Annotated in this window: 28 protein-coding genes; all 28 read right to left on the bottom strand. The window is 61.6% G+C overall.

Annotated elements, in window-relative coordinates:
* The 28 genes from NFS22_RS00920 to NFS22_RS00785 all read right to left on the bottom strand — a co-directional run bounded on the left by NFS22_RS00920 (position 1) and on the right by NFS22_RS00785 (position 24,167).
* Complete coding sequence (locus NFS22_RS00920) at positions 1 to 279, bottom strand: hypothetical protein (protein ID WP_251315887.1); 279 nt, start codon at positions 277 to 279, stop codon at positions 1 to 3.
* A gap of 15 nt (positions 280 to 294) precedes the next feature.
* A complete protein-coding gene (locus NFS22_RS00915; protein WP_251315886.1) occupies positions 295 to 627 on the bottom strand; it encodes a serine/threonine protein kinase in 333 nt (110 codons plus the stop codon).
* A 64-nt stretch (positions 628 to 691) separates the two neighbouring features.
* Positions 692 to 1,135, bottom strand: a complete 444-nt coding sequence (locus NFS22_RS00910; RefSeq protein WP_251315885.1) for an isoaspartyl peptidase — start codon at positions 1,133 to 1,135, stop codon at positions 692 to 694.
* 3 nt (positions 1,136 to 1,138) lie between these two features.
* Entirely contained in the window at positions 1,139 to 1,303 is a 165-nt protein-coding gene (locus NFS22_RS00905; RefSeq protein ID WP_251315884.1) for a hypothetical protein, read from the bottom strand.
* A gap of 17 nt (positions 1,304 to 1,320) precedes the next feature.
* Positions 1,321 to 1,656, bottom strand: coding sequence for a hypothetical protein (locus NFS22_RS00900; RefSeq protein ID WP_251315883.1), 336 nt, complete (start codon positions 1,654 to 1,656; stop codon positions 1,321 to 1,323).
* Entirely contained in the window at positions 1,611 to 2,789 is a 1,179-nt protein-coding gene (locus tag NFS22_RS00895) for a reverse transcriptase domain-containing protein (protein WP_251315882.1), read from the bottom strand. Before NFS22_RS00895 ends, NFS22_RS00900 begins: the two co-directional genes overlap by 46 nt.
* 458 nt (positions 2,790 to 3,247) lie before the next feature.
* On the bottom strand, positions 3,248 to 3,712 hold the full coding sequence (locus NFS22_RS00890; protein WP_251315881.1) for a hypothetical protein: 465 nt from the start codon (positions 3,710 to 3,712) through the stop codon (positions 3,248 to 3,250).
* A 195-nt stretch (positions 3,713 to 3,907) separates the two neighbouring features.
* Positions 3,908 to 6,679: a DUF6273 domain-containing protein gene (locus tag NFS22_RS00885; protein WP_251315880.1), complete on the bottom strand. Its 2,772-nt coding sequence runs from the start codon at positions 6,677 to 6,679 to the stop codon at positions 3,908 to 3,910.
* Positions 6,663 to 7,715 (bottom strand): phage tail protein I, encoded by a 1,053-nt coding sequence (locus NFS22_RS00880; protein ID WP_251315879.1) that lies wholly within the window; start codon positions 7,713 to 7,715, stop codon positions 6,663 to 6,665. The genes NFS22_RS00885 and NFS22_RS00880 overlap by 17 nt, the downstream gene beginning before the upstream one ends.
* Complete coding sequence (locus tag NFS22_RS00875) at positions 7,708 to 8,844, bottom strand: baseplate J/gp47 family protein (RefSeq protein WP_251315878.1); 1,137 nt, start codon at positions 8,842 to 8,844, stop codon at positions 7,708 to 7,710. Before NFS22_RS00875 ends, NFS22_RS00880 begins: the two co-directional genes overlap by 8 nt.
* The gene (locus tag NFS22_RS00870; protein ID WP_251315877.1) at positions 8,837 to 9,157 is read right to left on the bottom strand and encodes a GPW/gp25 family protein; all 321 of its coding nucleotides are present in this window, start codon (positions 9,155 to 9,157) and stop codon (positions 8,837 to 8,839) included. Before NFS22_RS00870 ends, NFS22_RS00875 begins: the two co-directional genes overlap by 8 nt.
* 2 nt (positions 9,158 to 9,159) lie before the next feature.
* On the bottom strand, positions 9,160 to 9,558 hold the full coding sequence (locus tag NFS22_RS00865; RefSeq protein ID WP_251315876.1) for a phage tail protein: 399 nt from the start codon (positions 9,556 to 9,558) through the stop codon (positions 9,160 to 9,162).
* A gap of 13 nt (positions 9,559 to 9,571) precedes the next feature.
* Positions 9,572 to 9,937, bottom strand: coding sequence for a hypothetical protein (locus NFS22_RS00860; protein WP_251315875.1), 366 nt, complete (start codon positions 9,935 to 9,937; stop codon positions 9,572 to 9,574).
* Positions 9,937 to 10,998, bottom strand: coding sequence for a phage late control D family protein (locus NFS22_RS00855; protein WP_251315874.1), 1,062 nt, complete (start codon positions 10,996 to 10,998; stop codon positions 9,937 to 9,939). The genes NFS22_RS00860 and NFS22_RS00855 overlap by 1 nt, the downstream gene beginning before the upstream one ends.
* On the bottom strand, positions 10,991 to 11,206 hold the full coding sequence (locus NFS22_RS00850) for a tail protein X (protein ID WP_251315873.1): 216 nt from the start codon (positions 11,204 to 11,206) through the stop codon (positions 10,991 to 10,993). Before NFS22_RS00850 ends, NFS22_RS00855 begins: the two co-directional genes overlap by 8 nt.
* Positions 11,206 to 14,676, bottom strand: a complete 3,471-nt coding sequence (locus NFS22_RS00845; RefSeq protein WP_251315872.1) for a phage tail tape measure protein — start codon at positions 14,674 to 14,676, stop codon at positions 11,206 to 11,208. Before NFS22_RS00845 ends, NFS22_RS00850 begins: the two co-directional genes overlap by 1 nt.
* A gap of 159 nt (positions 14,677 to 14,835) precedes the next feature.
* On the bottom strand, positions 14,836 to 15,240 hold the full coding sequence (locus NFS22_RS00840) for a hypothetical protein (RefSeq protein WP_251315871.1): 405 nt from the start codon (positions 15,238 to 15,240) through the stop codon (positions 14,836 to 14,838).
* A 65-nt stretch (positions 15,241 to 15,305) separates the two neighbouring features.
* Positions 15,306 to 15,827 (bottom strand): phage major tail tube protein, encoded by a 522-nt coding sequence (locus NFS22_RS00835; RefSeq protein WP_251315870.1) that lies wholly within the window; start codon positions 15,825 to 15,827, stop codon positions 15,306 to 15,308.
* 84 nt (positions 15,828 to 15,911) lie between these two features.
* A complete protein-coding gene (locus NFS22_RS00830) occupies positions 15,912 to 17,366 on the bottom strand; it encodes a phage tail sheath family protein (protein ID WP_251315869.1) in 1,455 nt (484 codons plus the stop codon).
* Between the two features lie 12 nt (positions 17,367 to 17,378).
* The gene (locus NFS22_RS00825) at positions 17,379 to 17,681 is read right to left on the bottom strand and encodes a hypothetical protein (protein WP_251315868.1); all 303 of its coding nucleotides are present in this window, start codon (positions 17,679 to 17,681) and stop codon (positions 17,379 to 17,381) included.
* Positions 17,611 to 18,189 carry a hypothetical protein gene (locus NFS22_RS00820; RefSeq protein ID WP_251315867.1) on the bottom strand — a complete coding sequence of 193 codons (579 nt, stop codon included), beginning with the start codon at positions 18,187 to 18,189 and terminating at the stop codon, positions 17,611 to 17,613. The genes NFS22_RS00825 and NFS22_RS00820 overlap by 71 nt, the downstream gene beginning before the upstream one ends.
* Positions 18,190 to 18,193: 4 nt before the next feature.
* Positions 18,194 to 18,928, bottom strand: a complete 735-nt coding sequence (locus NFS22_RS00815) for a phage tail protein (protein ID WP_251315866.1) — start codon at positions 18,926 to 18,928, stop codon at positions 18,194 to 18,196.
* Positions 18,925 to 19,290 (bottom strand): hypothetical protein, encoded by a 366-nt coding sequence (locus tag NFS22_RS00810; RefSeq protein ID WP_251315865.1) that lies wholly within the window; start codon positions 19,288 to 19,290, stop codon positions 18,925 to 18,927. Before NFS22_RS00810 ends, NFS22_RS00815 begins: the two co-directional genes overlap by 4 nt.
* Entirely contained in the window at positions 19,287 to 19,763 is a 477-nt protein-coding gene (locus NFS22_RS00805) for a hypothetical protein (RefSeq protein WP_251315864.1), read from the bottom strand. Before NFS22_RS00805 ends, NFS22_RS00810 begins: the two co-directional genes overlap by 4 nt.
* 1 nt (position 19,764) lies before the next feature.
* On the bottom strand, positions 19,765 to 20,835 hold the full coding sequence (locus tag NFS22_RS00800) for a major capsid protein (protein WP_251315863.1): 1,071 nt from the start codon (positions 20,833 to 20,835) through the stop codon (positions 19,765 to 19,767).
* 18 nt (positions 20,836 to 20,853) lie between these two features.
* The gene (locus tag NFS22_RS00795) at positions 20,854 to 21,231 is read right to left on the bottom strand and encodes a head decoration protein (protein ID WP_251315862.1); all 378 of its coding nucleotides are present in this window, start codon (positions 21,229 to 21,231) and stop codon (positions 20,854 to 20,856) included.
* A gap of 3 nt (positions 21,232 to 21,234) precedes the next feature.
* A complete protein-coding gene (locus NFS22_RS00790) occupies positions 21,235 to 22,548 on the bottom strand; it encodes a head maturation protease, ClpP-related (protein ID WP_251315861.1) in 1,314 nt (437 codons plus the stop codon).
* Positions 22,545 to 24,167, bottom strand: a complete 1,623-nt coding sequence (locus tag NFS22_RS00785; RefSeq protein WP_251315860.1) for a phage portal protein — start codon at positions 24,165 to 24,167, stop codon at positions 22,545 to 22,547. Before NFS22_RS00785 ends, NFS22_RS00790 begins: the two co-directional genes overlap by 4 nt.
* Between the last annotated feature and the right edge of the window lie 50 nt (positions 24,168 to 24,217).

Here is a 24,217-nt window from a genome sequence, read left to right as displayed (position 1 = left end):
TCAGTCCTTCAGCACAATTTCAGCAGCCCGGAGGGCCACGTCTGCCCCGTATTGGCTGGCAAACTGCTTTAGAAAACGCTGTGCGTACTTGGCCCGGTTTTCATTTTTGGACTTCCACAGGTAGAAACCGCCCCAGGTGCCGTCTGTCACCAAAGAAGTGCCCGCCAGGACGGCCACGGCGCTGACATCCCACCCCAGGATGGTTCCGGCCACAGTGATACCGCACAAGATCACGGAGATGAAGATGTGCAGCACCAGCATTTTCTTGGAAAATTCCATCCTGTGCCGCCCTCCTCAATAGAGCGCCTGGACGCTCTGCTCTGTCATAAATTCCTTGTGCTCGTGCTTGACCTTCCTGGCGTACTCCAGGGCGGCGTGCATATCGCCGTTGCAGTGGGCGTCCGGGATGCGCTGGACGGCCTGTGCCGTAGCCTCCCCCAGAGCGATGGCGGCCCCCATGCCCTTGATGATAAGCACCTCGTTCTGCTCACGGGCCTGCTCTCGCTCCTCCTGGGCTTTCTCCCTCTTGGTGATGCGCCGCTGGAGCATCCAGGAGCAGAACGCTGTGATGGCGGTGGGGATGCCCAGCAGCGTGATCAGCCCACCGACAGAAAGTTCAATGACCATGTCTTTACATCTCCTTCAAAAACGATGGAGCGCACCACCGAAGTGATGCGCTCCTGCTCTTGTTTTAGCCCTTGACTTTCGCCCCCACCAGGGCGGCGATGTGCCGGAGATCTACTACCGGCGCATCATAGAAGTCATGACTCCAAATCCAGAAGTCCTCATGTTCCGGCCGCTTGTACTTCTGGCTCAGAGGATCGGCCCACACCTTATCCCACCGGGCCTGCAGCTCCGTCCGGCACTTCTCCCCAGCATTGGGCGGGGTCTCCAGCCGGGCGAGGATGGCGGCCACCAACTGGCCGCGCTCCTGGCCCTGGCCGTCATCGTCCTGGCTGAAGAACTCGTGAGCGTTCTGGCTGGTGTCCACACACAGGGGCTGACCCTTCCACAACAAAAAACCATCCTGGGCCTCCAGGATGGAACCGTATGGAATATTGACCTGCTGGCCATTGCAGCCCTTGAACCGCGCCCGCCTCCGGGCGATGTACCGCTTGTGATAGCTCTGCTCCATGGCTTACTCCTCCGTGGGGTTGTCGGCGGCTTTGTTGGGCAGCAGGCCCATCAGCTCGGTGTACTCCTCCGCCGTGATCTTGCTGGAGGCCAGGAAGATGTCCAGCTTCTCCTCCATGCCATCGATCTGGCCGCGCTCGATCATGCGCTTAAGTGTCCGATACAGCATTTTTTGCACCTCCCCTCTCAAACGGTCTCACTGTCTGCCGCAAGGCCAAGCTCCAGCAAGGTAATGCGGTATTCGTGGTCTACGGTCAGGCCGTCAATGTCCGCCGAAAGGTCGTGGGCCGCAGCGACCATCGGGCCAGCGTCCGTCTCCTCCAGCATGACGGCATCCAGTTCCTCCATACCCTCCGGGGCCTCCCGGCCCAGCAGACGGTAAGGAACCCCGGAAATAGCAATGCCCGAAGCCTCCGGCTCCGGGCACAGGATGTAGCAGCCGTTCTCGGCCTGCTTGATGTAGGTGGGGGCCTCGGTCATGCCGAGGCTTTTCCCGTCTCTGGTGTTGGTGATCCTGAACATTTTGCACCTCCAAAAAAGATAGCGTGGCAGAGCCGCCGTAGGCGGAGTTCCCGCCCATGGTCATCAAAATTTTTGTAGTATGCGCCCTGGCACACCATGTACTGCTCAACGTCTTTGAACTCGCGCTGACCAGCCTTAACCTCTCGATGGAATAGTTTCAACTTGCGCCGCGCTCGCTTTACTCCGTCCCGGCTGCCATTGATTTTGACTTTTCCGGTTTCGGTCAAGGTAAAACGGGCCTTGCAGAACCTGAAAGGCTTTGTAAGCGGGGTGACGCTGCACTTGCGGCGGTTTACCCGGATGCCCTTTGCCTCAAACCGGCGCACGATCTCATGGCCCATCCGCTTGGCCTCCTCAATCGTAGGGAAGAACAGTATGTTGTCATCCATAAAATGGCCATCATACTCAACCCGCGCCTGACACTTGACCCAGTTGTCGATCTGGCTGGGGAGGGCGACCATTTCCTGTTGGCTCGGCTCCACGCCCAGCGGCATCCCCCGCCCCGGCGTGGGACAGGGGGAGAACCGTATGATCTTGTCCGCCAACTCCCGGAGGGCGGGGTCGGTGATCAGCTGCTGGTGCCGCTGGTAGATCAGGGCGTGGGGCGCATTGGGGAAGTACCCCTTCAGGTCAATCTGAAGGACAGCTCCCTCCCGGCCATAGCGCCGGAAATGCCAATGCAAATGCTCCTCGATTCGCCGATAATGCCAATGCAGGCCCTTACCCCTCTGACTGGCCCCGTTGTCATAAATCATGCTGGGCGTGTACAGGGGGATAAGGACTTCATTACAGAGGGTCTTGTGGATCTGCCGGTCAGTGATGTGGGGCGCGTCAATGGGTCGCACCTTACCCCGCTCATACAGGGTAAAGTGAACGCATTTTTTGGGCTTCCATGTTCCGTTCAGCACCTGCCGGCGACGCTTTGCAGTGCCGGAAAACAGGTGCAGCTCGAAGTTCTGGGCGCTTCGCTTCCAACGGACACCGTTGCAGCACTTTCGCCCGTAGAAGAACATCTTGCGGTAGCTGAATACCTGGTCGATGGAGCCGAGAGCGGCACACCGCTCCTCCCTCCGTTTTTGCCGCTTGGCTTTGCGGCGCTGGTACCGGGCCTCTCTGCGTTCCTGACTGTTCATAATAAAAGTATTCGCCTTTCGTACAGATAAGTTGTAGGGTGTCCTCTAATCTGCTTTGCCCGTACACATGAAATGGGGGTAGACACATAGCCCCACCATGCAAGAAGCGTACGTGTAAAGGCATCAAAAGAAAGGGTATCGGCTATTCATCATAGGTTATACCCTTTTCTGCTCTCCCGAGCAGAGCAGTTTTAGGGATTGGCTACCCAGGGAAGTACTTCTCCTTTTACGTCGGTCGTCTTTCACCTGGGCCGTAGCCCTGCTACTCCATTTGACCGCGTATTTACGTAAAATCCGGCCAGCAGCCCCCCGCAGTTGTTTGCATTGTAGTTGTTGACGGAGCCGCCGGAGCCGACTGCGCTGAAGTTATTGTTGTTGTTGTAATTAGGAGAGCGCAGCGGCCCCCACACTGCCGCGGGGCAAATTATCAGAAGTACACCCAATGCCCAATCAGGATTTTAGCTTTTTGCCCATACTTTCGATTTGGCCCTTGAGAAGATCATTTCCTGGTCTATTTTTTCCCCCAGGCTCTGGGCCATCGCGTCCAGCTTTTCTACCGCCTCCTTCGGCCCGACCGTTTTCCCCTTGGAGGTGGTAAAACACCCCTCCGGGTTCTGCATCATGACCAGGTAGCAGTCCGTCAGTCTGGAATCCAGTGCCATCAGCGAGGCGCGGGCCTCCAAAAGATGCTCCGTTCTGAGTTTCACCCGCAATTCCAGCTGAGCGCCGGCAGGAAAGATGCTGTTTGCCTTTTCAGCGTGGTCTTTGACTTCCCCCGCCAGTTGTGCCGTGGGTTCTGCCACCAGCCGGGAGTATCGTGCCGACAGCCGCGTAAGGAAGGCCAGCGTTTCCACGTAGATCTGATTTGCTACATTTACGAAATCTGCCCCGCTCACCGTGCGCTTGCTGAGAAGTACCGACATTTTCCTGCCTCCTTCGACACTGGATAAGGGCCAGTATAACACAAAAACCTCCAGAGGCAAAGGGGGCAAAAATAAAAAATCGCGTCGGGCGCTTACGCGCCCTCCATGTTCCGGCCCTGCCGGGCCGGTTTTTGTTGGCCCCGGTGGGCCGCCCCCTTGCGGGGGCGGGATTAGGGCGGGATACCCTGCGGGGGATTAGGTAGAAAAGCCGGCCAGCAGCCCCCCGCAGTGGTTAGCATTGCAAGCGCTGACGGAGCCGCCGGAGCCGACTGCGCTGAAGGGATTGTAGCTGCCGTAATAAGGAGAGCGCAGCGGCCCCCACACTGCCGTTGTACGAGCGTCGTGCTTATACATGGTCTTGCTGTTGCCCGCCTTGAAATAATCGTACTGCGCCTGGTAGTTCTTCTCGTAGTCGTTGGCGTAGGTCTTAGCGGCAAACACCTCAAACTCCGAAAGGAGGAAGATGTAATCCACCGAGGTTGTCACGGCAGAGGCGGTGTTCTGATTGGCATTGCCTTTGTTATCCGTGTACTTGGTGACGGTCTTCATCACCTTACGCAGCGCCTGGGGCAGTGCGGCCATCAGCGTGTTTGCCACGGGGCTGTTCACAATGTCATAGCCAGAGGGATCATTCCCGGTTCGGCTCGTCTGCGGGGAACTACCATAACCGCTGGGGGCCTTGTTGGTGCTGCCCAAGATATCGTAGCGGAGGTCACAGCCCTTCCAGCCGCCGTAGTTGTAATTCCCCCAGTGGTTCATATTGAACCCCTTCCTGCCGTCCGTGTAGCCGCTGTTGTAGTTGCTGTCACACAGGGCAATAAGGGTGCCGCCGATCTTCCCGATGGCCCAATGGATGCGGTTGCTGCCCTCCCTGGATGCGTTGTGGTTGATGCCCAGGATGAACACATCCACCGCCAGATTGTTCAGCGCCAGTGTCCCCACGGTGCCGTTGAGGGTGATGCTCTTGGTGTCGCCGGGGGCGAAGTAGCTGGCCGCCGTCCCCGCATCAGAAATGGCCTTGATATCGTCCCAAGTGGAATTGGCAACCGAGGGCTTGACCACGCTGACATTCACCGTGGCGCTGGCCGCGTTATACTTTGTGGTCTGCGGCACGGAGATCGTGATCACCGCATTGCCGGCGGACGCGCCGGAGATGGTCACGTTCTTCCCGCTGGCCGCTGCCGTGGCCACGCCAGGGGCGCTGGAGCTGGCAGACACGGCCCCGTCACTGTCGGTGGTGACGGCGATCTGCTTGCTGCCGCCGATGTTCAGAGACTGATTGCCCGAAGGACTGAGGGAGAAGGTGGGCGTCTTCCGGCTCACAGCCACGTTGAGGGTGGCGCTGGCGTCGGCATAGTTGGCGCTGCCCTTGCTGTGGATGCTGACGGTGGCCGCGCCCTCGCCAGTACCACGGATGGTCACGGTCTTTTCATCCGCATCTACCGACACCGAGGCATAGCCCGTATTGCTGGACTCCGCCGTGATGACAGCATCGCTGTTGGACGTCACCTGGATCACCACCGTGTCGCCCACGTCCAGCTCCTGGGCCGTGCTGGGGGCGATGCTGAAGGTGTTTGCAGCCTTGGCGATAGACCAGGGGATCACCCTGGCCGAGGTGTCACCGCCGGGCCACTGATAGTTCTTGGTGGGCGCAAAGGAAGAGGAGTAGTCCCCGGCGTCCGTCTGGGCCGTCTCCACCTTGGTCAGCTGCTCCGGGTTGTGGTTCAGCCAGGTGGGAACCTGGGGCTCCCCGGTGTAGCTCAGAGAGCCGCTCACGCTGGGGGCGGTGGTGATGGTGGCCCGCTGGATCGTCCAGGGGATCTCCTTCTCCTCGGCAGACTTGTCGCCCCACGTGTAGCCCTCCTTGGGCGTGACATAGGCTTTGTAGGTTCCCGCATCCGTTTCTCCCTGGAAGTCAGCCGCCGACACCCTGTCCTCCCCGTAGGTGATGGTCATCATCTCCAGGGCCAGGTTGTTCCAGCTGGGGAGCTGGGCGCCCCCGTTGTAGGTCAGGCTGCCGGACTGGGAGGGGATCACAGAGATGGTATTCTGAACGGCGGCAATGGCCGCGGCTGCACCGTCGGCCACTTCCTTGGCCTGGGCTGCGGTGGTGGCTGCCTCGCTCAGAATATCCCGCATGGACTTGTAGTTTTCGCTGTCGTAGTCCACCAGCCCCCAGATGTACTCGCCATCCTTCACGCCGGCGCATTCCCACTCTGTGCCGGTGTCCATATTGATGTAGTGCTGGCCCTTCTTGCCAACCGTCTCAGTGGTGGGGTCGCCCTCCGGGGCAAGGATCGTCTCGCTCCCGTTCAGAGCCAGCTCCGTGGCCCGCATCCGAGCGGTCAGGCTGGGGTGGGCCTCCGGGTCTTCGTTGTGGTCTCCCACAGACTTGCCCGCCAGATTGGGGTGGGCGTTGGGGTCTTCCTCATGCGCCTTCATGGCGTCCTCGATGGCCCCCAGCGTAGCGATCCCGGCGGCGGACACGCTGATCTCCAGCCGCTCCTTGTTGGTAACGGTCAGCACAGCATACAGCTTGAACGTATAGAGCTGGTCGGTCTCCGCCGGCACAGTTACACCCTTGCCGCCGCGCTCATCCTCCGTGTCCTCGATGACCATCAGCAGCTTTTCGCCGGCCACGATACTTCCCGGCCCATCGGCGCCGCCGGCCGCGGCGAAGATACCGATCTGCTCCAGCTTGTACGGCTCCGGGTTTCCGATGCTGGTCACCTGGATACACACCGTCACGCTGTCATCATTTCGGGTGACACTCTCGATGGTCAGCGGGTGCTCCCGGCCATCGGGCAGCTCCGTCAGCTCCACCAGGTTCTCCCCAGGGTCGCTGACGGAACCGAATGCGCTGGTGATGGTCAGGAGCCGCCCCGCCGCAAACTCGGTCAGCAGGCTGGTACCGGCATCCGTCACCGCCGTTTTAGACCAGCGTGTGGTTTTACTCTGTTCCGCCATAGTCTACCTCCTGTAAATTGATATGGGTCTTTGCTGTTTCTTGCGTTGACGCCACCACGCCTTTCGCATGGGCCTGCGCGGCGGCAGTTAACACCTTATCCATGAGGGGGACGGCCTGGGTCACATAGCACTCCTGCCATGTGCTGGCCACGACTGCCCGGAGCCTTGTCCCGCTCCTCGCCGGCGCTCCGTCCGGCAGCACGAGCCGGGACTCGAACTCCTCCAGCAGGCTCACTGCAGCCCCCAGCCGTGCGCTGGCCGTCCTCCGAATAGCAGGCGTGGGCAAATCCACCCCTGCCGTGAACGCCTCGTAGAGCGCCGCTGTGGCCCCTGTGCGGGCCGTGGCCGTGGGCCTGATGATGGGGGTGGGTAATTCCACCCTGGCCGCCACACTCTCCCACAGGCCCGTTGTGGCGCCAACACGGACGCTTGCCGTGGGCTGGATCAGCGGCACCGGCAGCACCAGGGGAACATGGAGGGTCTCGGTCAGGCCGGGGGCGCTGGCCACCGCTTTTACAACAGCGGGCTCCGCCTCCACGAAGTAGGTCACACCGTCATTGTGGGAGCGGAGGCTTTTATAAAAGTTCAGCCGCTCCAATACCCGGCGCTGCTTGTCCGAGTCGATGTGGTCGTTGGTGATGTTGATGTCCAGCCGGAAGTGGTACGGCTCCCCGCCGTACTCGAACCACTCCAGCACCTGTGTGTGTGGGTAAATGGCGGAGATGGCCATTTCCACGGCAGCCCTGGTGCCCAGGAGCCTGTGGACGCGCCAGCTGTCCTTCAGCGTCCGGCGCTTTTCCTCCAAAGAGTAGTCAGCATCCCACCAGTCCACTTTGAAGTCATAGGCGAGTATGTCCAGCAGCCGCTCGTCCAGTTGGTCAATAGCCGGGTAGATCCGCAGCAGGTCGATTTCCGCCGGGCGGGCGGCCAGCACTTCTCCGAGGGCCTCGGCCAGTGCCACCACGGACGGGTCAGTCCGCAGGGCCGGGGGCAGGGTGGCCACCAGGTTTTCTTTTGTAAGGCCGTGCTTATTCATCCTCATAGCCCCCGTTCACAATGGCGGCGGTGCCGAAGGACGCAACCTGCGGCACGGTCTTGTTGCCGCCATCTCGGAGGACGGTGAAGGCCGGGGCTCTCAGTTCCACCCGCTTGATCCCAGTCTGCATCAGCATATTGATCAGGCGCGAGGGATTGATGTCCCGGCCCAGCCTGGCGCACTGCCAGGCGTTGAATTCATCCACCGCCATCTGAACCGCTGCGGCGATGTCCGCCGCGCTGGCCGCGCTCCCGGTCTGGATGTAATAGGTGAAGTCAATGTCGTAGTCAACGACATCTGCGTCCTCCACGAATACCTGGTCAGTCAGGGGGCGCACCTCATCGGCGTTGCAGGCGGCCAGCACCTTACCCTTGACCTCCTCGTTGGCCAGCTCCCCGCCGTTCATCAGGACATACAATTTGACCACACCGGGGGTCGGGGAGTTGGCAATCACGTCCGCAATTTCCGTGCTGACCTGTTTCGCCCAAAAGATGTACCCGCCCCGGGCTCCGGCACAGCTGAAGGAGTCCATGCTGGCCCGCATCAGCTCGTAGTATTCATTATCATCCGGCACATCGGAGCCGCTGCCGGATTCCGTAGTGCTGACACACTCCGAGTAGTAGTCATAGACGTCCACCAGCGTGTTGATCTGGCCGACGGCATAGCCGTTGCCGATTGTTCCGGCAGTCTGGCAGCGCACAGGAAGCTCCACGGAAGTCTCCCCGATGGGGACGTAGGCATCGGCCTCCGTCTCCCAAATCAGGGTATTAGCGGGGTCTGTCACCCTCGTGCCGGCGCGGATCAGGATAGCCGTATCCTGGGCCTCCGAGATGGAGAACCGTACCTTGCACACGGCGGGCTTTGCCTCCGGCCTGCCATTGATGTGGGTCAACTCCGCCAGGGCGTCCAGGTTCTCCCCTTCGGCGCGGCTGGGGACATTCTGATTTGCCGCATAGTTGGACAGCACCCTCTCCTGGATGATGATGTTGGCCATGTACTGGATGAACAGCCTTTCCGGGCTGGCGGGGTGAACGGTGGTCTTGGTGATCTTCTCGTAAAGTGCCGTGAGGAGGGCCACCACCTCCCCAGTGTCTGTGGGGATAAATTGATGCTCCGTATTTCTACTCAAGGTTGATGTCCACCTCCACTGTTGGGATCAATACACCCGGCTGGGCCGGGTCCTCCGAAAACGAGACGTCCAGCACCTCGGCCCGCGGCTCCCACCGCTGGATGGCCTCCTTCACCGGGGCGACCATCAGCACCTTCGCCACGGGGGTGGGCTTATCCAGGAAAGACCAGTCAAGCCCGAAGTCCCGGTAAAGGGGCACGGTGCCCATGGGCGTGGAGAGGATCACCGCGATGTTCTGGAGGACTGCGTTTAACTCGTTCTTCTCGTTGAACTGGATGGATTTCAAGTCAGTCGCGGAAACGATGTAGCTCATACCTATCCCCCCAGATATTCCTGCAGGCTTACCGAAACGGTGGCCGTGTGGATGTCGCCGTTTATAAAGTGGGCCGTTGCCTTCATCTCGTGCTTGGTAATGTTCCAGCGGTACTTGCCGTAGCCCTTGGTTCCGATGGTCAGCGGTACCGCTTTCCCGCTGCGCTCGATATTCCAGATTTTCACCACCTCCGTGATGGGGTCCACCCCCAGGTCAGTACACAGGGTGATGTCGAAGGTGATCTTGTCCGGATCAAGTCCGACGAACTCCGTGAGGGCGTGTGTCAGGTGACGCTCGTGGACGGCGTACCGGGCGGAGCCGGACCATGTCATATTGTCCAGGGTACGCACCGTGGCCTCCGACACCTGAAAAACGATGTCGCCCAAACAGCCGATAACCATGCCGCGCCACCTCCTATTCCATCTGCTTGAGCTCGCCCAGCGCCCCGATCTCCCCCAGGATGTAGCCGTCTGTGTTGAAGCCGGGGAGGTATATGCACAGCACCACAGCGTTGACCTTGGGCATCCACGGCTTGATCAGCAGGTCATGCTTGTGGCTCTCATAGGCCGCATCGCCGCTGCCGCCGGCCTCGAACTCCGTCCGCTGGGGCTTGGTATCGTAGTCTGGGATATAGGGCCGGTTGGCCAGGACGTGCAGGGGGGCGGACGGGAGATCCATGTCCTGGAACTTCACGCGGGCCACCCTCTTGACCGGGTCAGCCCAGGTGACAGTACCAACGCGCACCAGGTTCTCCAGCGAGGTCTCCATTTCCCGATCCATCAATACCCCTCCAATACTCTCCGAAGTCTGACCTGCACCGTGTACCCGGAGCCGCCCACGGTATGCTTTGCCTGAGTGACAATGTACTTTCCGTCCCAGCCGCCCCACTTCTCCAGCATCACCGTCACCCCGGCCACCAGGTCGGGATTGCCGGGGAGTGTGAACGAGGCGGTCTTGGCGTAGCGGTTGTGCTTGCGTAGGAGCTTTTCCGCCAGGGCCTTGGCCTCGTCCTTGTCTGCGACCTTGGCGGTGATCTCCAGCTGCTGGTTATTCTTGGCGTCCGCATTGTAGTCCTCGATTTTCGCCGTGGCCGAGATGCACTTTCCTTTTGGGTCGACATAGCTCACCCGGCAGGAGGAATACTGCGTGTCCGCCGTGCCCACGTTCAGTTTGTACTTGGTGTAGACACCGCTCCCCCGCTTGATAGTGAACACCGCCGCCTTGGACTCATAGGCGGCCTGGTCGAACAGAACCAGGATGCGGTTGGTGGCCTTCAGCGAGATCCCCGCGTTATGGCACAGCGTTTCCAGGAACTGAATATCGCTGGTCTTGATCTGCTCTACACGGGAGTAAAAGGGGTCTGCCGCCGATTCGTACATACAGACCATGCCGTTGGCCCCGGCGATCTCATTGGCAATACCGGAGAGGGTATAGTTTTCCCACGCCTTGGACTTCTTGGTCTGGCGCACCTGGGCGCTGAAGGGCAGCGACGTACCCTTGATGTTGATGACGGCGGGCGGCCCGGAGGCCGCCACGCTGTCCAGCTCAAATTCCCCGCAGGGCAGCACCGCGTCACTGCCGCCGCCCGTCCAGTTCTCCCGAACGATTACAGCGTCCATCTTCAGTTTCGCGGCAGAGGCCGCCTCGATGGCGTCGGTGAGCCACTTCTCCAGCCAAATGGAATCCCGGTCATGTACCTGGATCTGAAGCTCGTCAGTCTCGTCCTCCTCGTTGTCCACATAAGTCATGGACTTGAGATAGGGCCGGATGGACTTCGTGATGTCGGCACCGTCAAAGGCCACCTCCACGGCGGTGCGGCGGGCGTTGTTCTTGTTACTCATAGCCCACCTTCTTCCAGGGCGGCAGCGAACTGCTGACGCTCTCCTTGACCTCCGGGATGGTCAGAACGATCCCCGCCGGGAAAATGTATATCTCCCGGTACCGAAGGTTGGCGTTCATTAGCTTGTCAGTGTGATCAACGCTCCCCATCTGGGCGAAGGCGATGCTGTCCCACATATCCCCCTGGACGGTGGTATAGATCTTTGCCATCAGTAGGCCCTCCTCTGTGCGTCTACGCCGGCATCCTCCAAGACCTCCAGCACGCGGGCGGCGAACTCATCCCCGTACTCCTGCAGGGCCTGGACTGTCTCAGGCGTGGCGTTTCCGCTGATCTGGAACACCACCTGCACCGAGGGGGAGGAACCGCCTGTTGCCGAGAGCATGGCAGACACAGCCGGGGCAGCGTTGGACTGGAAGGCGGCGGTCTTCGCCGCGTCCATGACCTTTTCCCCACCGTTGAAGTAGACCAGCTCCGGCCCATCCTCGCCCACCAGGGCAAGGCCGGGGGCCGCGTTGTCGGTGCCGCTGGCGTACATGGGGACGCTGCTGTTTGCGGCATAGGCGCTATTGCTGTAGGACGGGGTGCCCAGGGCATTGGATGCCGCTTTCGCCAAATTCTCATAGGCGCTTTTCACCTGGGGGAGCATATCGTTTGCCGCATCAACGTACCCCTGGATGGTGGCCCGGCCCGCCGCTGCCGCCTCGTCCCCCAGATCCATGGCCTCGATGTCGGCGGCCAGTTCGGTCTGGAGTTCGTCCATGGTGGAGGTGAAGTCGGTCTTCAGCTCGGCCACGCTCCCGGCGGCGGCCTCCTGCTCCTGCTGGAGGGTCTGCCAGTTGGCGACCATGGTGGTCAGTTCCTCATCCGTGGCGTTGGCCATGCCAGCGACTGCGTTCACGCTGTCCTGGCTCCCGTCGGCAAAGCTGGCGATCACCGCGCTCAGGCCCTCAATATCGGCGCTGCGCTCCGTCAGAGATTGCAAATTGGTGTTGTAGTCCTGCCAATAGGTGATCTGACTCTCCAGGGCACTGTTGATGCTCCCGGCGCTGGTTTCCACCACAGCCGCCGCCTCGTCCCAAAGGGCATACTGCCCGGAAATGGAATCCAGCGCGGCCGTGTACGCTTCGTTGTAAGCCTCCGCCAGTGCCATGACCTGCTCGGCGGTATCTCCGATGACGGCCTGCAGCTCCTGGGTCTGCGCTGCGGCCTCGGCCTCCGCCGCCGCCTGCTCCTCGGTGGCGCCGGTGAGCTGTTCCACCGCCTCCTGGGCGCTCTCGATCTCCGCCTCGGCGGCGGCAACCGCCTCCGCATCCGCGTCGATGGCCTTGTTGAGGTTCTCGATGGTGCGCTCCGCCTCATACATCTCGTCCCGGTACCCGAAGATGGCGTTCTCCAGTTCGTAATACTCGCCAGTGAGGGCGGTGCCGTTTTCACAAGCCTCCTCGGAAAGCTCATTCATCCGAACCAGGGCGGCATCCCAATTCTTCTCAGCGGTCTGCAACTTGATTTGGGCTTGGGTCAGTTTGATGCTGTTCTCGGCGGACTCCGCCATGACCTCCCCGTATTGGTCATACAGGGAATTGATGTACTCCTGGTACGCCTGGGCCTCCGCGTTCTTCTTCCAGGCTTCGGTGTGCTGGCGCAGGGCCTCAGTGCCACCCTCGATGGCATTGCTCTCCAGGTCGATGTAATCGGCCAGCTCTGGCACTGTACGAGTGAGCAGAGCCAGAATGTTGTGGTATTCCTGGTTCTCCGCGACATTGCCGCTGGTGGCGGCCTCGATCTCCTCCAGCTTGTCAATGTAGATGCTGGCTACTTCCGCCGTAGCCATGGTCTGGGTGGCCGTCTCCTGATAGGAGACACTTGCCTCGTCCATGGCCTCCTGCATATCCCGTGCGGCCTCGGTCAGCTCCTTCACCGAGGGAACACCGGCATCGGCGGCGGTGGCCAGCGCAGTCACTACACCCACAACGCCAGCGATGGCGGCGGTCACACCCACGATGATGTTGACGCCGGTCGTGGCCGCTGTGAGGGCGCCCATCAGAGGGATCAACACCTTGGTGACGGTGGCCACCCCAGTGAGGGCGATAACTCCGGCACCCACGGCGCCGGCTGCGGCCATAAGGCCCTTCACCAGTGCGGGGTGATCCTGTATAAATTCATTGACGCCGCCGAGTATGTCGGTGGCAATTTCGGCCAGGCCCCGCAGTTCCGGGTTGAACTGCTCCCCGATGGTGACCTTTAGGGCCTCCCACGCACTGTCCATCAGGGTCAGCTGGCCGTTGAGGTTGTCCAGCTTGACATTCGCCATGCGCTGGGCTGCCCCCGTGCAGTTGTTGATGCTGTTGGTCAGGGAGGCGTAGTCTGCGTCGGTGGCGTTCAGGATGGCCAACAGGCCGTTGTAACCACGCTGGCCAGCGATGGCCTGGGCATTGGCCACCCGCTCGGCCTCGGTCATCTGCTCGAAGTAGCCGCGCAGCTCATCAATGGTGGCGCCGAAGTCCTTCATGGTGCCGTCTGCCTTGACAGCGCAGTATTCATACTCTCCGAAGGCCGCGCCGGTGAGGGTGACGCCCTCCAGGAGCCCATTGAAGGTATTCCGCAGAGCGGTGCCGGCGATGGAGCCCTTCACGCCGCTGTTGGCCATGAGGCCCATGGCCACGGCCACGTCCTCAATGCTGTACCCCAGGGCCCCGGCCACCGAGGCGGACATCTTGAAGGTCTCGCCCATGGTGGCCACGTTGGTGTTGGAGTTGGTGGCTGCCGCTGCCAGGACGTCAGAGAAGTGCGCCGTGTCCTTTGCCGTCAGGCCGAAGGCGCTGAGGCTGTCGGTGACGATGTCCGACACCATAGCCAGGTCTTCCCCGGAGGCCGCCGCCAGCTGAAGAACGCCATCCATGCCCTGGAGCATATCGCTTGCGTCCCAGCCTGCCATGGCCATGTAGCCCATGGCGTCTCCGGCCTCCTGGGCGGTGAACTTCGTGGTGGCGCCCAGCTCCTTAGCCTGTGCGGACAGTGCGGCCATCTCCTGGGTGTTGGCCTGCGAGAGGGCCTCCACATTGGACATGGACTCTTGGAAGTCCCCGGCCGCTCCCACACACTCCAGATAGGCATCCGCGATCTCCTTCAGCGCCGTGGCTATACCTGCGGCGGCAATGGCGTTCTGGATCGTCCCAAACGCCTGGGCGGACTTCTCGCCGAAGCTGGCCGCGCCTTCGGCGGCATTGTCCTGGGCGGTTTCAAGCTCCTTGATCTTGGCGGTCAGTTCGGCATCCTTCTGAGCAAGGATGCCTGTGTCCACCCCGGCATCCTTCAGCCGTGCGCCCGTAGTCTCCAGCTTTTGGTTCTGCCGCTCCAGGGCCGCCTCGGTATTTTTGATGCGTTCCTCCAGCTTGACCTTTTCCCGCTCTAGGCCAGCGGTGGAGCCCTCAGTCTCCTTGATCTCCTTCTGGAGGAGGTCGTGCTGTTTCTGCAGGCTCTCCAGCTTGGAGCGAGTATTTTCGATGGCGCTCTGCTGTTTCTGATAGGACGCAATGTCGCCCTGCACCCGGTGGAGGCCCTGGATCTCCTTCCCCAGCCGAGTAAATTCCGCCTGAGCCTTAGAGAAGGTACTGCTGAACCCGCCGTTCATCCGGGCGTTCAGAGCGAAAAGCATCTCAAATTCCTTTTTACTGGCCATTGGATGCCTCCTTCTTCTCCTCGGCTACAATGACATTGTTGGTCTTGATCCATTGGCCCAGCCTCCACAGTGGAAGGGAAAGCCAGTACGGAACGGGGGTATTGTTATTCCGGGCCAGGATCATACACTGCTTTTGGAGCCATAACCCGCCGTCGCCAGTTACGACCCCGAGCGCAGTAAAAAACGCCGGGCACTGAAATAGATCTTGTGGTAGTCCCGCAGGGGGAGCGCCTTCAGGAAGTCAGCGTCCACGATGCGGATGCCGTTGTCATCCCGGTCGGTGCAGGCCCGGACAGCCATGCCAGCCAAATAGGGGCCGGTAAAGGCCGGGATCGTCAGCGTCTGGCCGTGACGGAGCATATCGCCTTCGATAGCCTCGTGATCCTCACCCGTCAGCGCCCCCCAGTTGAAGGTCAGCTTCGTGACGGTGCGGCCCCGAAACTCAAAGGGTTTCTCGAATGTGTGCGTGTAAGCCGTGACATCCGGCCCGGTCTGCGCCTCAGCCTCCAGCTGAACGGCGGCCTCCGCGTCAGCGGAGAAATCAGTTTTCTTCTCGGTGCTCATGGTGGATGCTCCTTTCCGAAATAGACAGGCCCCGGACAGCTATGCCGCCCGGAGCCTGTTCGTTGTTACTTGCCCAGCGCCTTGCGCACCTCGGCCATGTAGTCCACACCGAGGATGACGCAGCGCATATTGCGCTTGTCGACCTCCCACAGCTGCTCACCGTTCTTGTAGGCGGCGAAGTAGTACACCACGTACTCGCCGGAGGTGTCGGCAGACGCCATGGGCGCCACGGTGCCGGGGGTGGTGGTCTTGGGCCGCACGATCATCACATACTTGTCCGCCCAGAGGCCCACATCGGCCTGCTCGACGTCCCAGAACTCCTCCGCCACCCGCATATCCAGCTGGTGCTTCTTGGGGGACATCAGCTTGACTGCGTCCCCATGGGGCGTGAGCCAGTTGATTGTGGTGGTCATGTTGCTGACCATGCCGTACAGCGGAACCTCCATCTCGCCCATCATCCCGGCACCGGAGATGTTGACGCAGGGGAAAGCGATGGCCGGGAGCTGCACCTTGGCCACGCCCAGCAGGTTGATGCTGTCCTCGTAGATCTCCAGGTTGATGTAGGCCGCAGGCTGTTTGTTGCTCATAGTTTACCTCCTTCAGATTGGCCTCCCCCTCCCCGGCAAAATCCCAAACGTCTGGGAATTTGCCGGGTGGGGCGGGCCGAATTTTTACGCGGCCAGGTTGAGCGCGCTGGTCAGGTAGTCCACATCGAACTCCAGCGTGAAGTGGATCTCCTGCGCCGGAACAGGCGGGGTCAGGTAGATGTGGAAGCTGATGATACCGGCCAGCAAGCTGGTCACCGGGTTCTCCGAAGCCTTCAGCTCCACCCTGGCCCCCAGCAGATACTCCTGGCTCACCAGGCCGTTGAGCCAGATGTTGCAGGTGTCCTGGATATTGTCCAGGAGCCGCAGGTTCATGGGCTTGTCCAGCTTGCTCCAGAACGTGCGGATCAGGGTGTTGGCCACGAAGTCGAACATCCGGGAGACGGGAATGAACTGATCCTTCACATCGGTGTTGCCGGGATAGCAGGCGGTGTAGTTGTTCCGCGCCGTCCAGCCCATGGACATGAAGTTCAGAGCCGTCACGATGCCGTAGCCGGCGATGATGTTGGTCTGCTCGAAGGTCAGGCTGATCTCCGTACCGTCCTCCAGGCAGCACCCGTCCATCTTGAAGTTCTTGTTGGACGGGGACTCGTAGGGTACGCCGCCGTTGGCGGTGTCCACCTGGGCCATAAGGCCCGCCAGCTGGGTGGAGGTGTGGAACTTGTAATCCCCCAGCTTGACCATGGGCCAGCAGAGGATCTGGTTCTCGTCCACCACATTGTTCTTGTTCTTCCAGGGCAGAAGCTCGGAATACTTACGGACGCCGTTTTCGCCGGTATCCACATCGACCAGGGCCTTCGCCCGGAACAGGCCGTTGATGCCCTCCGACTTGGTGGCCATGACGGCGGCCACCACGCTGTCGTGGGACCAGCTGGGGGCGCAAATCAGGTCGGGGATCAGGCCCACCGTGTTCATGCAGTCATCAATGACGCTCAGACCCTCCACAATGTCGGTCTTCGCCACCGCTTCGGGCTTGACGATCCCGAACTTGATGTACAGCTCGGCAGCATCGTAGCTTTCGCCGCCGTCCAGCAGTTCCACCAGGCAGGTGTCCGTGTCCTCGTCATAGAGGACGCTGTAGTCGGTGTCCAGCTCCAGCGTGGTTCCGAAGGTGGCATCCGTGCTGACCTGGATGGTGGAGGCGATGGCGTCAAAGGGGATCGACGCCTGGTGCTCCACCACGGGAACAGCCGTCTGGCCGTCGCCGGCCGTGCTATCCTTCATGCTGGCCCGGTTGGAGTCCAGCACGTTGCAGAACACCACCGGCTGGCAGCCGTACAGCTGGAAGTGGGAGTACATGAACTCGCACAGGGGGTACTTCTTCCAGTCGTAGGAAAAGCCCAGCTGGGCCACCGCCTCGTCCCAGCTGGTGGCCAGCACAGGCACATTGGCTTTCGCCGGGTCGCTGGCGGAGTGGGCAGGCGCCGCACCCACCACGAAGGGGATGCTCACGTCAGCCAGCACAGGGGTGCTGACCGCCGTGGCCTTCTCGTATACATGAACGCCAAGGTTCAAAGCCATGATGTCTCCTCCTTACGCTTTCCCCAGAATGCGCTGGTAGTTCTTATACAGCGCATTGCCGGGTTTCTTCACCTTCAGCCGGGCCTCCGGGAGCTTGTCCCCGGAGACGATGAGGGTCTTGATCAGGGGGTACTTCTCGATGGCCGCAGCGGCGGCAGCCATGGCCTTCTTCCGCGTCCCCCGGTAGATGGCGCCATGCTGGATCAGGCCCGTGATGCTGGGGCCGATGTAGCAGTAAAAGCTGTCAGCGGTGGATCTCTCCACCTTGGGCTCCGGGGTATCCGCCGCCCCGGAAGTCGGGTTGATTTTTTCCATGGGGTACCTTCCTTTCGATGATGGGGAGCTGCCATGTGGTGATCATCTCCCCAAGATAAAATGGTGAAACTGCGGTCTGGTTCGGGTTGCCGGGGTACACCAACGTTTCCACGCCGGCATCCAGGTCCAGCTTGAACTGCCCCCCGATGACCACTTCCTCCAAAAGGGCGATGCGCGTCCGCTCCATCAGGGTCAGCAGCGCCAGCTTGCCCTCCTGCTCATTTTTGTGGTACACGCAGAAGCAGGTGCGCGCCACGGCGGTGGACTGCATGAACTTCCCGCCGCCGGGACGCTGGACCGCCGCATCCTTGCCGGTGACGATCTCATGGGTAATGAAGGGAGCCTTCCGTTCGTAGGAACGCAGTTCCGGCAGGCAGGGAGTGTATACCGTGGCCGCACGGTCGGGCGGGTTCTCGTCCTCCTCCTGGGGCTGAACCGGGAGCAGCAGATCCCCGGTGTGTATCTCGCTGAACTCCTTCAGCCGCTCCAGCAGCGTGATCTTTGTCATAGCGTCACCTCATGTAGCCGCTCAGAATGGCGAGGACATCGTGGTCAAGGTCTTTCTCGAAGGACTTCATGGCATCCTCCGCCAGCGCCTTTTCCACGTCCTCGCTGCCCAGCATCTGGGGGACGGACGGCCCGAACAGCTCCTCGATCTCGTCCTTGCCCCTGGAGGTCATGCCGCCCGTCCGCTCGAAAATGCCGGTATGCCCGGTACCCATCCGGGCCACGAATGCCCGCTCAAAGCTGTATGGTGAGGTGCTTTTGAGGACGTGCCCGGAGGCGGCCACGCTGGGGTACATCAGCCGCCAGTGCTCCTCCCCGGACATGACGGGCATCCGCCCGCTGGTGTCCCTGGTGGGCTGGTGGGGAGAGGCCCCGTCAAAACGGAACAGCGGAATGCGAGCCCCGCTGAAACGGACAAAGGCTTGCACTCCGCTGTCGTATGAATAGGTCACCTGGACGTTCTCGTTCTCCCGGATGTTGGCGGCGGAAATGGCGTACCGCTCCCGGACGGCGCTCACATTGGAGCGCCGCAGGCGGGCCACGGCCTTGCTTATGGCGCTGCGTACCGCCTTCTCCACACCGCCCTCCACGCCGGCCAGCAGTCTGGCGGTGCGATCCACCGCCTCCTGATCGGCCACGGACAGCTGTATGCCGGCGAATCCGCCGCTGTCAGTGGGGCCGAGGTATTCGCCTCCGCCAACGTGTACGCGGGCCTCCCGGCTGACGCCGTTCTCGCTCACTGCGCCATCGCCTCCAGTTCAACGTGCAGCATCCCCATGTGGCTGGTGGACGCCACCACGTAGTATTTCTGAAAGAACCTCCCGCCCTCGCGGGTGGCGATCTCCAGGCTGGCCCCCTGTTTTGGGACCTTGCCGCCCATGTCCTCCTGGGCGCAGTAGAGGACGGCGGTCATCATGTGGAGCCCCCGGACATGGTCATCGGTCAGGCGGTCACGCTTTTCCCGCACAGGGCCCTCCAGCACCACGGGGATGTCCGGGTACTCCTCCCCGTCATAGCGGACGGTGCGTTTCTCGGCAAACTCGCTGGTGTTCAGAAAGACCTTGTGGATGTCCCGCTTGACCATGTCCTTGAACTTGCTCATTGCACGATGTCCCCGGCCCCCAGGTCAGGAGGGGTCTCTCCGTCCTCCGGCTCGCCCGCGGCCACGATCAGAACGGCCAGGTCATGCTTGTTTTTCGCACCGAAGATAGCCGCAGAATCCACGCCCAGGTCTGTGGCCATCTGCTCCAGATCGGGCCGCTGCATACGCTCCAGCCGCGCCACCTCCGCCGCGGCAGGATCGCCCTCCCCGCCGCTTACGGGCGGCTCTGCGGGCGGCTCCTCGCCGGGGGCATCCTGGGGCGGGGCAGGCGGCTCCTCGCCGCCAGGGGGCGGCGCAGGGGGCGTGTCGGGGGCCCTCGCGGGGGTGTCCGCATAGACGGCGACATCCAGGGCCACCAGCCGGGCGGCCTCCTCATCCGAGAGGGTCACCCGCTCCCCCTTGGCAACGGGCAGCACCCGGCCCTTTTCGTCCCTGCGGCCATAGACACCGGTCTTGATCACAACGTTACGCATCTCAGCCCACCGCTTTCTTAGCCCGGATGAAGGGGCAGTAGTTCTTGGGGGCGGACAGAGGCCGGGAGGCCAGACGCAGCTTGCGCATATCCTTGTCCTGGTCCAGGGTGAACTTGGGTACCCGGATGCCGGGGTGAGAGGTGTAGTCGGTGCTGCCGAAGTCAATCTGGGTGATCTGGCCGTACATGAAGTGCCCGCAGTTGGGGGCGGTGACCATGGCCTCGTCCACCGGGAAATAGGACTTGTTCTTGCCGTCCTTATCCTCGTAGCTCTCATCCACGGAGATCAGGTTCAGCCGGAACCCGCCGAAGTTGATGGTGCCCAGGAACACCACGCCGGTGTAGGCGGAGAGCTGCTCGTTGATGGCGCCGATGGCGATGCCGCTGTTCTTGTCCAACAGCCTCTGAAGGTCATCGAACTGCAGGATGGCGTCCGCCGTCTGGGTGCCCAGCAGCAGGTCAGCCGCAGGCAGGCCCCGGTAGGACAGCATCCGGCACATGGCGATGATGTCCGCCCGCATCTCCATGAAGGTGGTCCAGGGCTTGGCCACGGTGTAGAGGTGGTCGCTGGTGCCCTCGTAGAACTTCACGCTGAGGGCCTTGCCCTTGGTCTGGTCGTCCACATACTCCTGGATGAAGCAGGCGTTCTCCAGCATGGTGTTGACGGCCATCCACTCCTCCCGGCGGCGGATGCGCAGATCCATGTCGCGCATATCGTCCCGCTGGAGCCGGGCGGCCCGCTGGGCGGGGGTGGAGTTGGCATAGAGCGCCTCGCCGAAGCCGCGCTTTTTCAGCTCGTCCGTGGTCAGCAGACGGGACACGCCGACAAAAGCGGGCTGGAGCTCGTGGATCTCATAGCCGATGCGGTCCATGGGGATGTCCCCGATGCGCTCGGAGACGAAGGCCGCCATCTTCCGGTCGCCCCGGCGGTACTCGGTCAGAACCTTGTCGGCGGCGAACACATCCCCCTCCCCGGTGGGGAAGTAGCGGTCGCGGAAGAAGAACGTGTTGGGCACGACCTCCTCCATGATCGCCATGAGGATGTAGGTGTCAAAAAAGTTCAAAACAGCCATAGTGTGATTCCTCCTCCTTTAAGGGGCCGGCGTTGCGGCCTTGAAGACGATGCTGTAGGTGCGGAGCTTGTCCTTGTCGGCCTGGGTGATGGTGTAGCCATCGCCCACCGTGACCTTCTCCGGGTCAAAGCAGCCGGCAACATAGACATCCACGGGGACGTCCTCGGCGGTACCCACCTCGGTGTCATCACACAGGATGCAGTCCGGGGTGCCGGTACCGTCATAGATGGACAGAAGGCCGCTGTCGGCCTTCCCCAGCAGGGTGCCGCGCTTGAGCACGGTGGCGGCCTCCAGCTTGGCGATGGTGCCGCCGTCCACGCGGACGGGCGGGTTGAGGCCGGTGATCAGGCCGTCATACTCCATGCTGCCGAGTTTCTGACGCAGTTCCTTAGCCATGGATCACTTCTCCTCCTTTCCGAAAAGGGCCTTGACCTCCGCGCGGGCGCTGGCCATGCGCTGGTCGGGCGTCTGAGCCTCCGCAGGGGGCGGGGTGCCGGGGTCGCCCGCCGCCGGGACACCCTGAGCGCCGGACGCCTGGGTGTCGTCCTCCAAGTCGTCCAGGAACTTCTTACCCTGCTGGGCGGCCTTCTGGGCGGCGCGGTAGGTCATCTCCTGGGCGGTGCAGGCGTTCTCGCCGTACTTCGCCGCCTTGACCGTCTCTGCGTCATACAGACTGGCCACCGCGTCGATCTCCTGGATGCGCTTCTGCTCCGCCTGCACGGCGGCACTGACGGCATCCGGGCCGGGCTGGGGTGCGGGGGTCCCGCCGCCCGCAGACGCAGACACGGCGGCCTTGGCCTCGGACATCAGCGCCTCGGCCAGCTCCGGGTTCTCCGCCCGGAGTTCTTCAAGATTCTTTGCCATGGTTTTTCCTCCTTCGCTGCCGGTCTGCGCCGGCGGGTTTGTATTTGTCTTGGCCGGAGCCGGAGCCCCGGTTTTGACCGTTGGGATGGTATCCGGGGCGAACATCCCCGGAGCAAGGTGGAATTGCCGGCCGCGCACGAACAGGCTGCGCTTATCGGCGCTGGCGGAGATGTCCAGCGGTTCGGCATCCTCCAGGAGCTTGTTGGCAAAGCCCTTCTCCACCGCCTCGGCTCCTGTCATGTAGGTGGTCTTGGCCATCATGTTGGAAATCACCTGGTCGGACAAGCTGCACTTTCGCTTGTAGATGGACACCTGGGCCTTGTCCCAGGCGTCATACTCAGAGGCCAGCGCCCGCAGTTCGTCAGCGTTGTACCCGCCCCAGAGGGAGCCCCAGCACTTGTGGATCATGACCAGGCTGGAGGGGTTCACCTCCACCTCGTCACAGGCGCACATGATGAGGGAGCCGCCGGACATGGCCACACCGTCCACGATGCACTTCAGCTTGGTTCCCTTCGCCGCCAGTTCCCGCAGGCGGTTGTGGATCAGAATGGACACGCCGGCGTTCCCGCCGATGCTGTCCATGCGGATGGTCAGGGTCTTGGCCCCGGCCACCTCCTCCAGATCCTTCAGGAACTCGGTCTGAACGATGAACGCCCCTTCGATGCGCTCGCCGGTCCACCAGTCCACGGGCTGGGCCTCCACGATCTCCCCGTACATGGTGATCTCCGCATTCTCGCCATCCACCATTGCCATGGTGTAGGGCTTGCCCTGCGGCGCCGCCATCTGATGGGGCGGAGCGGGGGCACCCCGGAAGGGCCCTTTGCTGAAAAACTCGCTCCAAAAACTCACTTCGAATCTCCTCCTTCGTCATCGTCATCTTTGTTGGGGTCAACGGTCAGCTGGATCGGGCCACCGCCCCCGGCGGCAGTGAGCTTTTCATTCTCGGCCTTCAGCTGCTCCACGTTGGCGTTCCAGTCTCCGCCGGAGTCCTCCATGGTGGCTTGCTCGTGTGTCTTCAGACCGTGCTGGATCTTTAGCACAGCGGCATTGGCCTCCTTCAGCGGGTCGAGGGAGCCTTGCACCGGGCCGATCCACTGAGCCGAACACCAAGCCGCGCGGATGAGCGGGTCATCAAAAAAGCCCGGAGCAATGATTCGCCCACGGGCCACAGCCTCGGAAAGCCATATTTCATAGACCGGCTGACAGAAATCGTCCACAAACCACGTTCGCCGCATCCGAAATTCCTCCCAGGCGTCCAGAAGGGCAGCACGGGCGGCGGAGTAGCTGGAGTTGTACTCCTTCACCAGGACATCATAGGGGATGCCCAGGCCGGCGCCCACCAGCTTGCAGAAGGTTTTCACGAACGTGTCGAAGCTGGCCACCGGCATGGTGGGGTTGCCGAACTTGACATCCTCCCCCTCCGGCACCACGTTGATGGTACCGGCCCCCATGCCGTACTCGTTCTCTCCCCGCGGGGCCTCCGAGGGGTTGGAGCCGGGAACGCCCACCACCCCGTCGCCGGTCTCGTTGAAGGGGATACCGTCCGGGTTGGACTTTGTGATGATCCAGGCCGTGAAGAAAGACTGCACCAGGGCCATCATCAGCGCGGAGTCGGTGTACCGGCGCAGCTGGAGCAGGGGTTCCATCACCTGGGCCAAATAGGTCACGCCCCGGTATTGGTCAGGCCGCTCACTGCCCATGATGTGGAGGATGTTTGGAAGGCCGGTCTTCTTGCCGTAAGCCTCCACCCGCACCCACTCGTTCTCGGCCATAGTCGCTTCCCAGGGGTAGGTGCTGTGAACGAAATACGCCACCACCATGCCGCTGGCGTCCACCTCCACACCGTCAAAGATGCGGTTCTCTGTGTTGGGGTTCTTCCCGTTGGTGATGCTGGGGAAGGTCGTACCTCCGTATTCCATGGGCGTCCGCACCCTGTCCGCCTCCACCAAGTGTATCCGAAGGGAATAGGGCCGGATGCGGTCAGGCGGCCTACGCTTGATAACCGCAAACACGTCACCCGACATCAGCCAGGAGACAAGGGCCAGTTGCTGGAGCGCATAAAAGCCATTTACTCCTATGGCGTCGCAGGCGTCTTTTCGTTTGGCCCAAAGGCTGAACTCCGCCTTCGTATGCCGCTGCCACTCCTCCGCCGCCTCCGGGGAGAGCCCCAGCGTTTCCCGGTCGATGGCCGGTTTCAGCGCCAAACCAATGCCCACCACCTTAGTGCGGTTGGTGTTGATGGCCGAGGTTGCCAGCGGGGAACTCATGTAGAGCATCCGGCCGCGCTGGCGCAGGGTATAATTATTCCAATTTATATCTTCATTTGGCGAACCGCTGTGAGCATTGAACCCCTTAAACGCTCTCCGGGTGCGGCTTGCTCCAGTCTCCGAGTACCCGGACGCTTGGGGGCGAATACCATCGGGGAGATACAGTCCTGTCCGCTTATCCTGGTTGTAAATTGTTCTCACCACCTAAATTTTGCATAAGAAAACCGCCCCCACTGTTTTTGTGGGGACGG

The sequence above is a fragment of the Flintibacter muris genome, assembly GCF_943192995.1.
Classification (GTDB): Bacteria; Bacillota; Clostridia; order Oscillospirales; family Oscillospiraceae; genus Lawsonibacter; species Lawsonibacter muris.
This window is presented reverse-complemented; position numbering and strand designations above follow the sequence as displayed.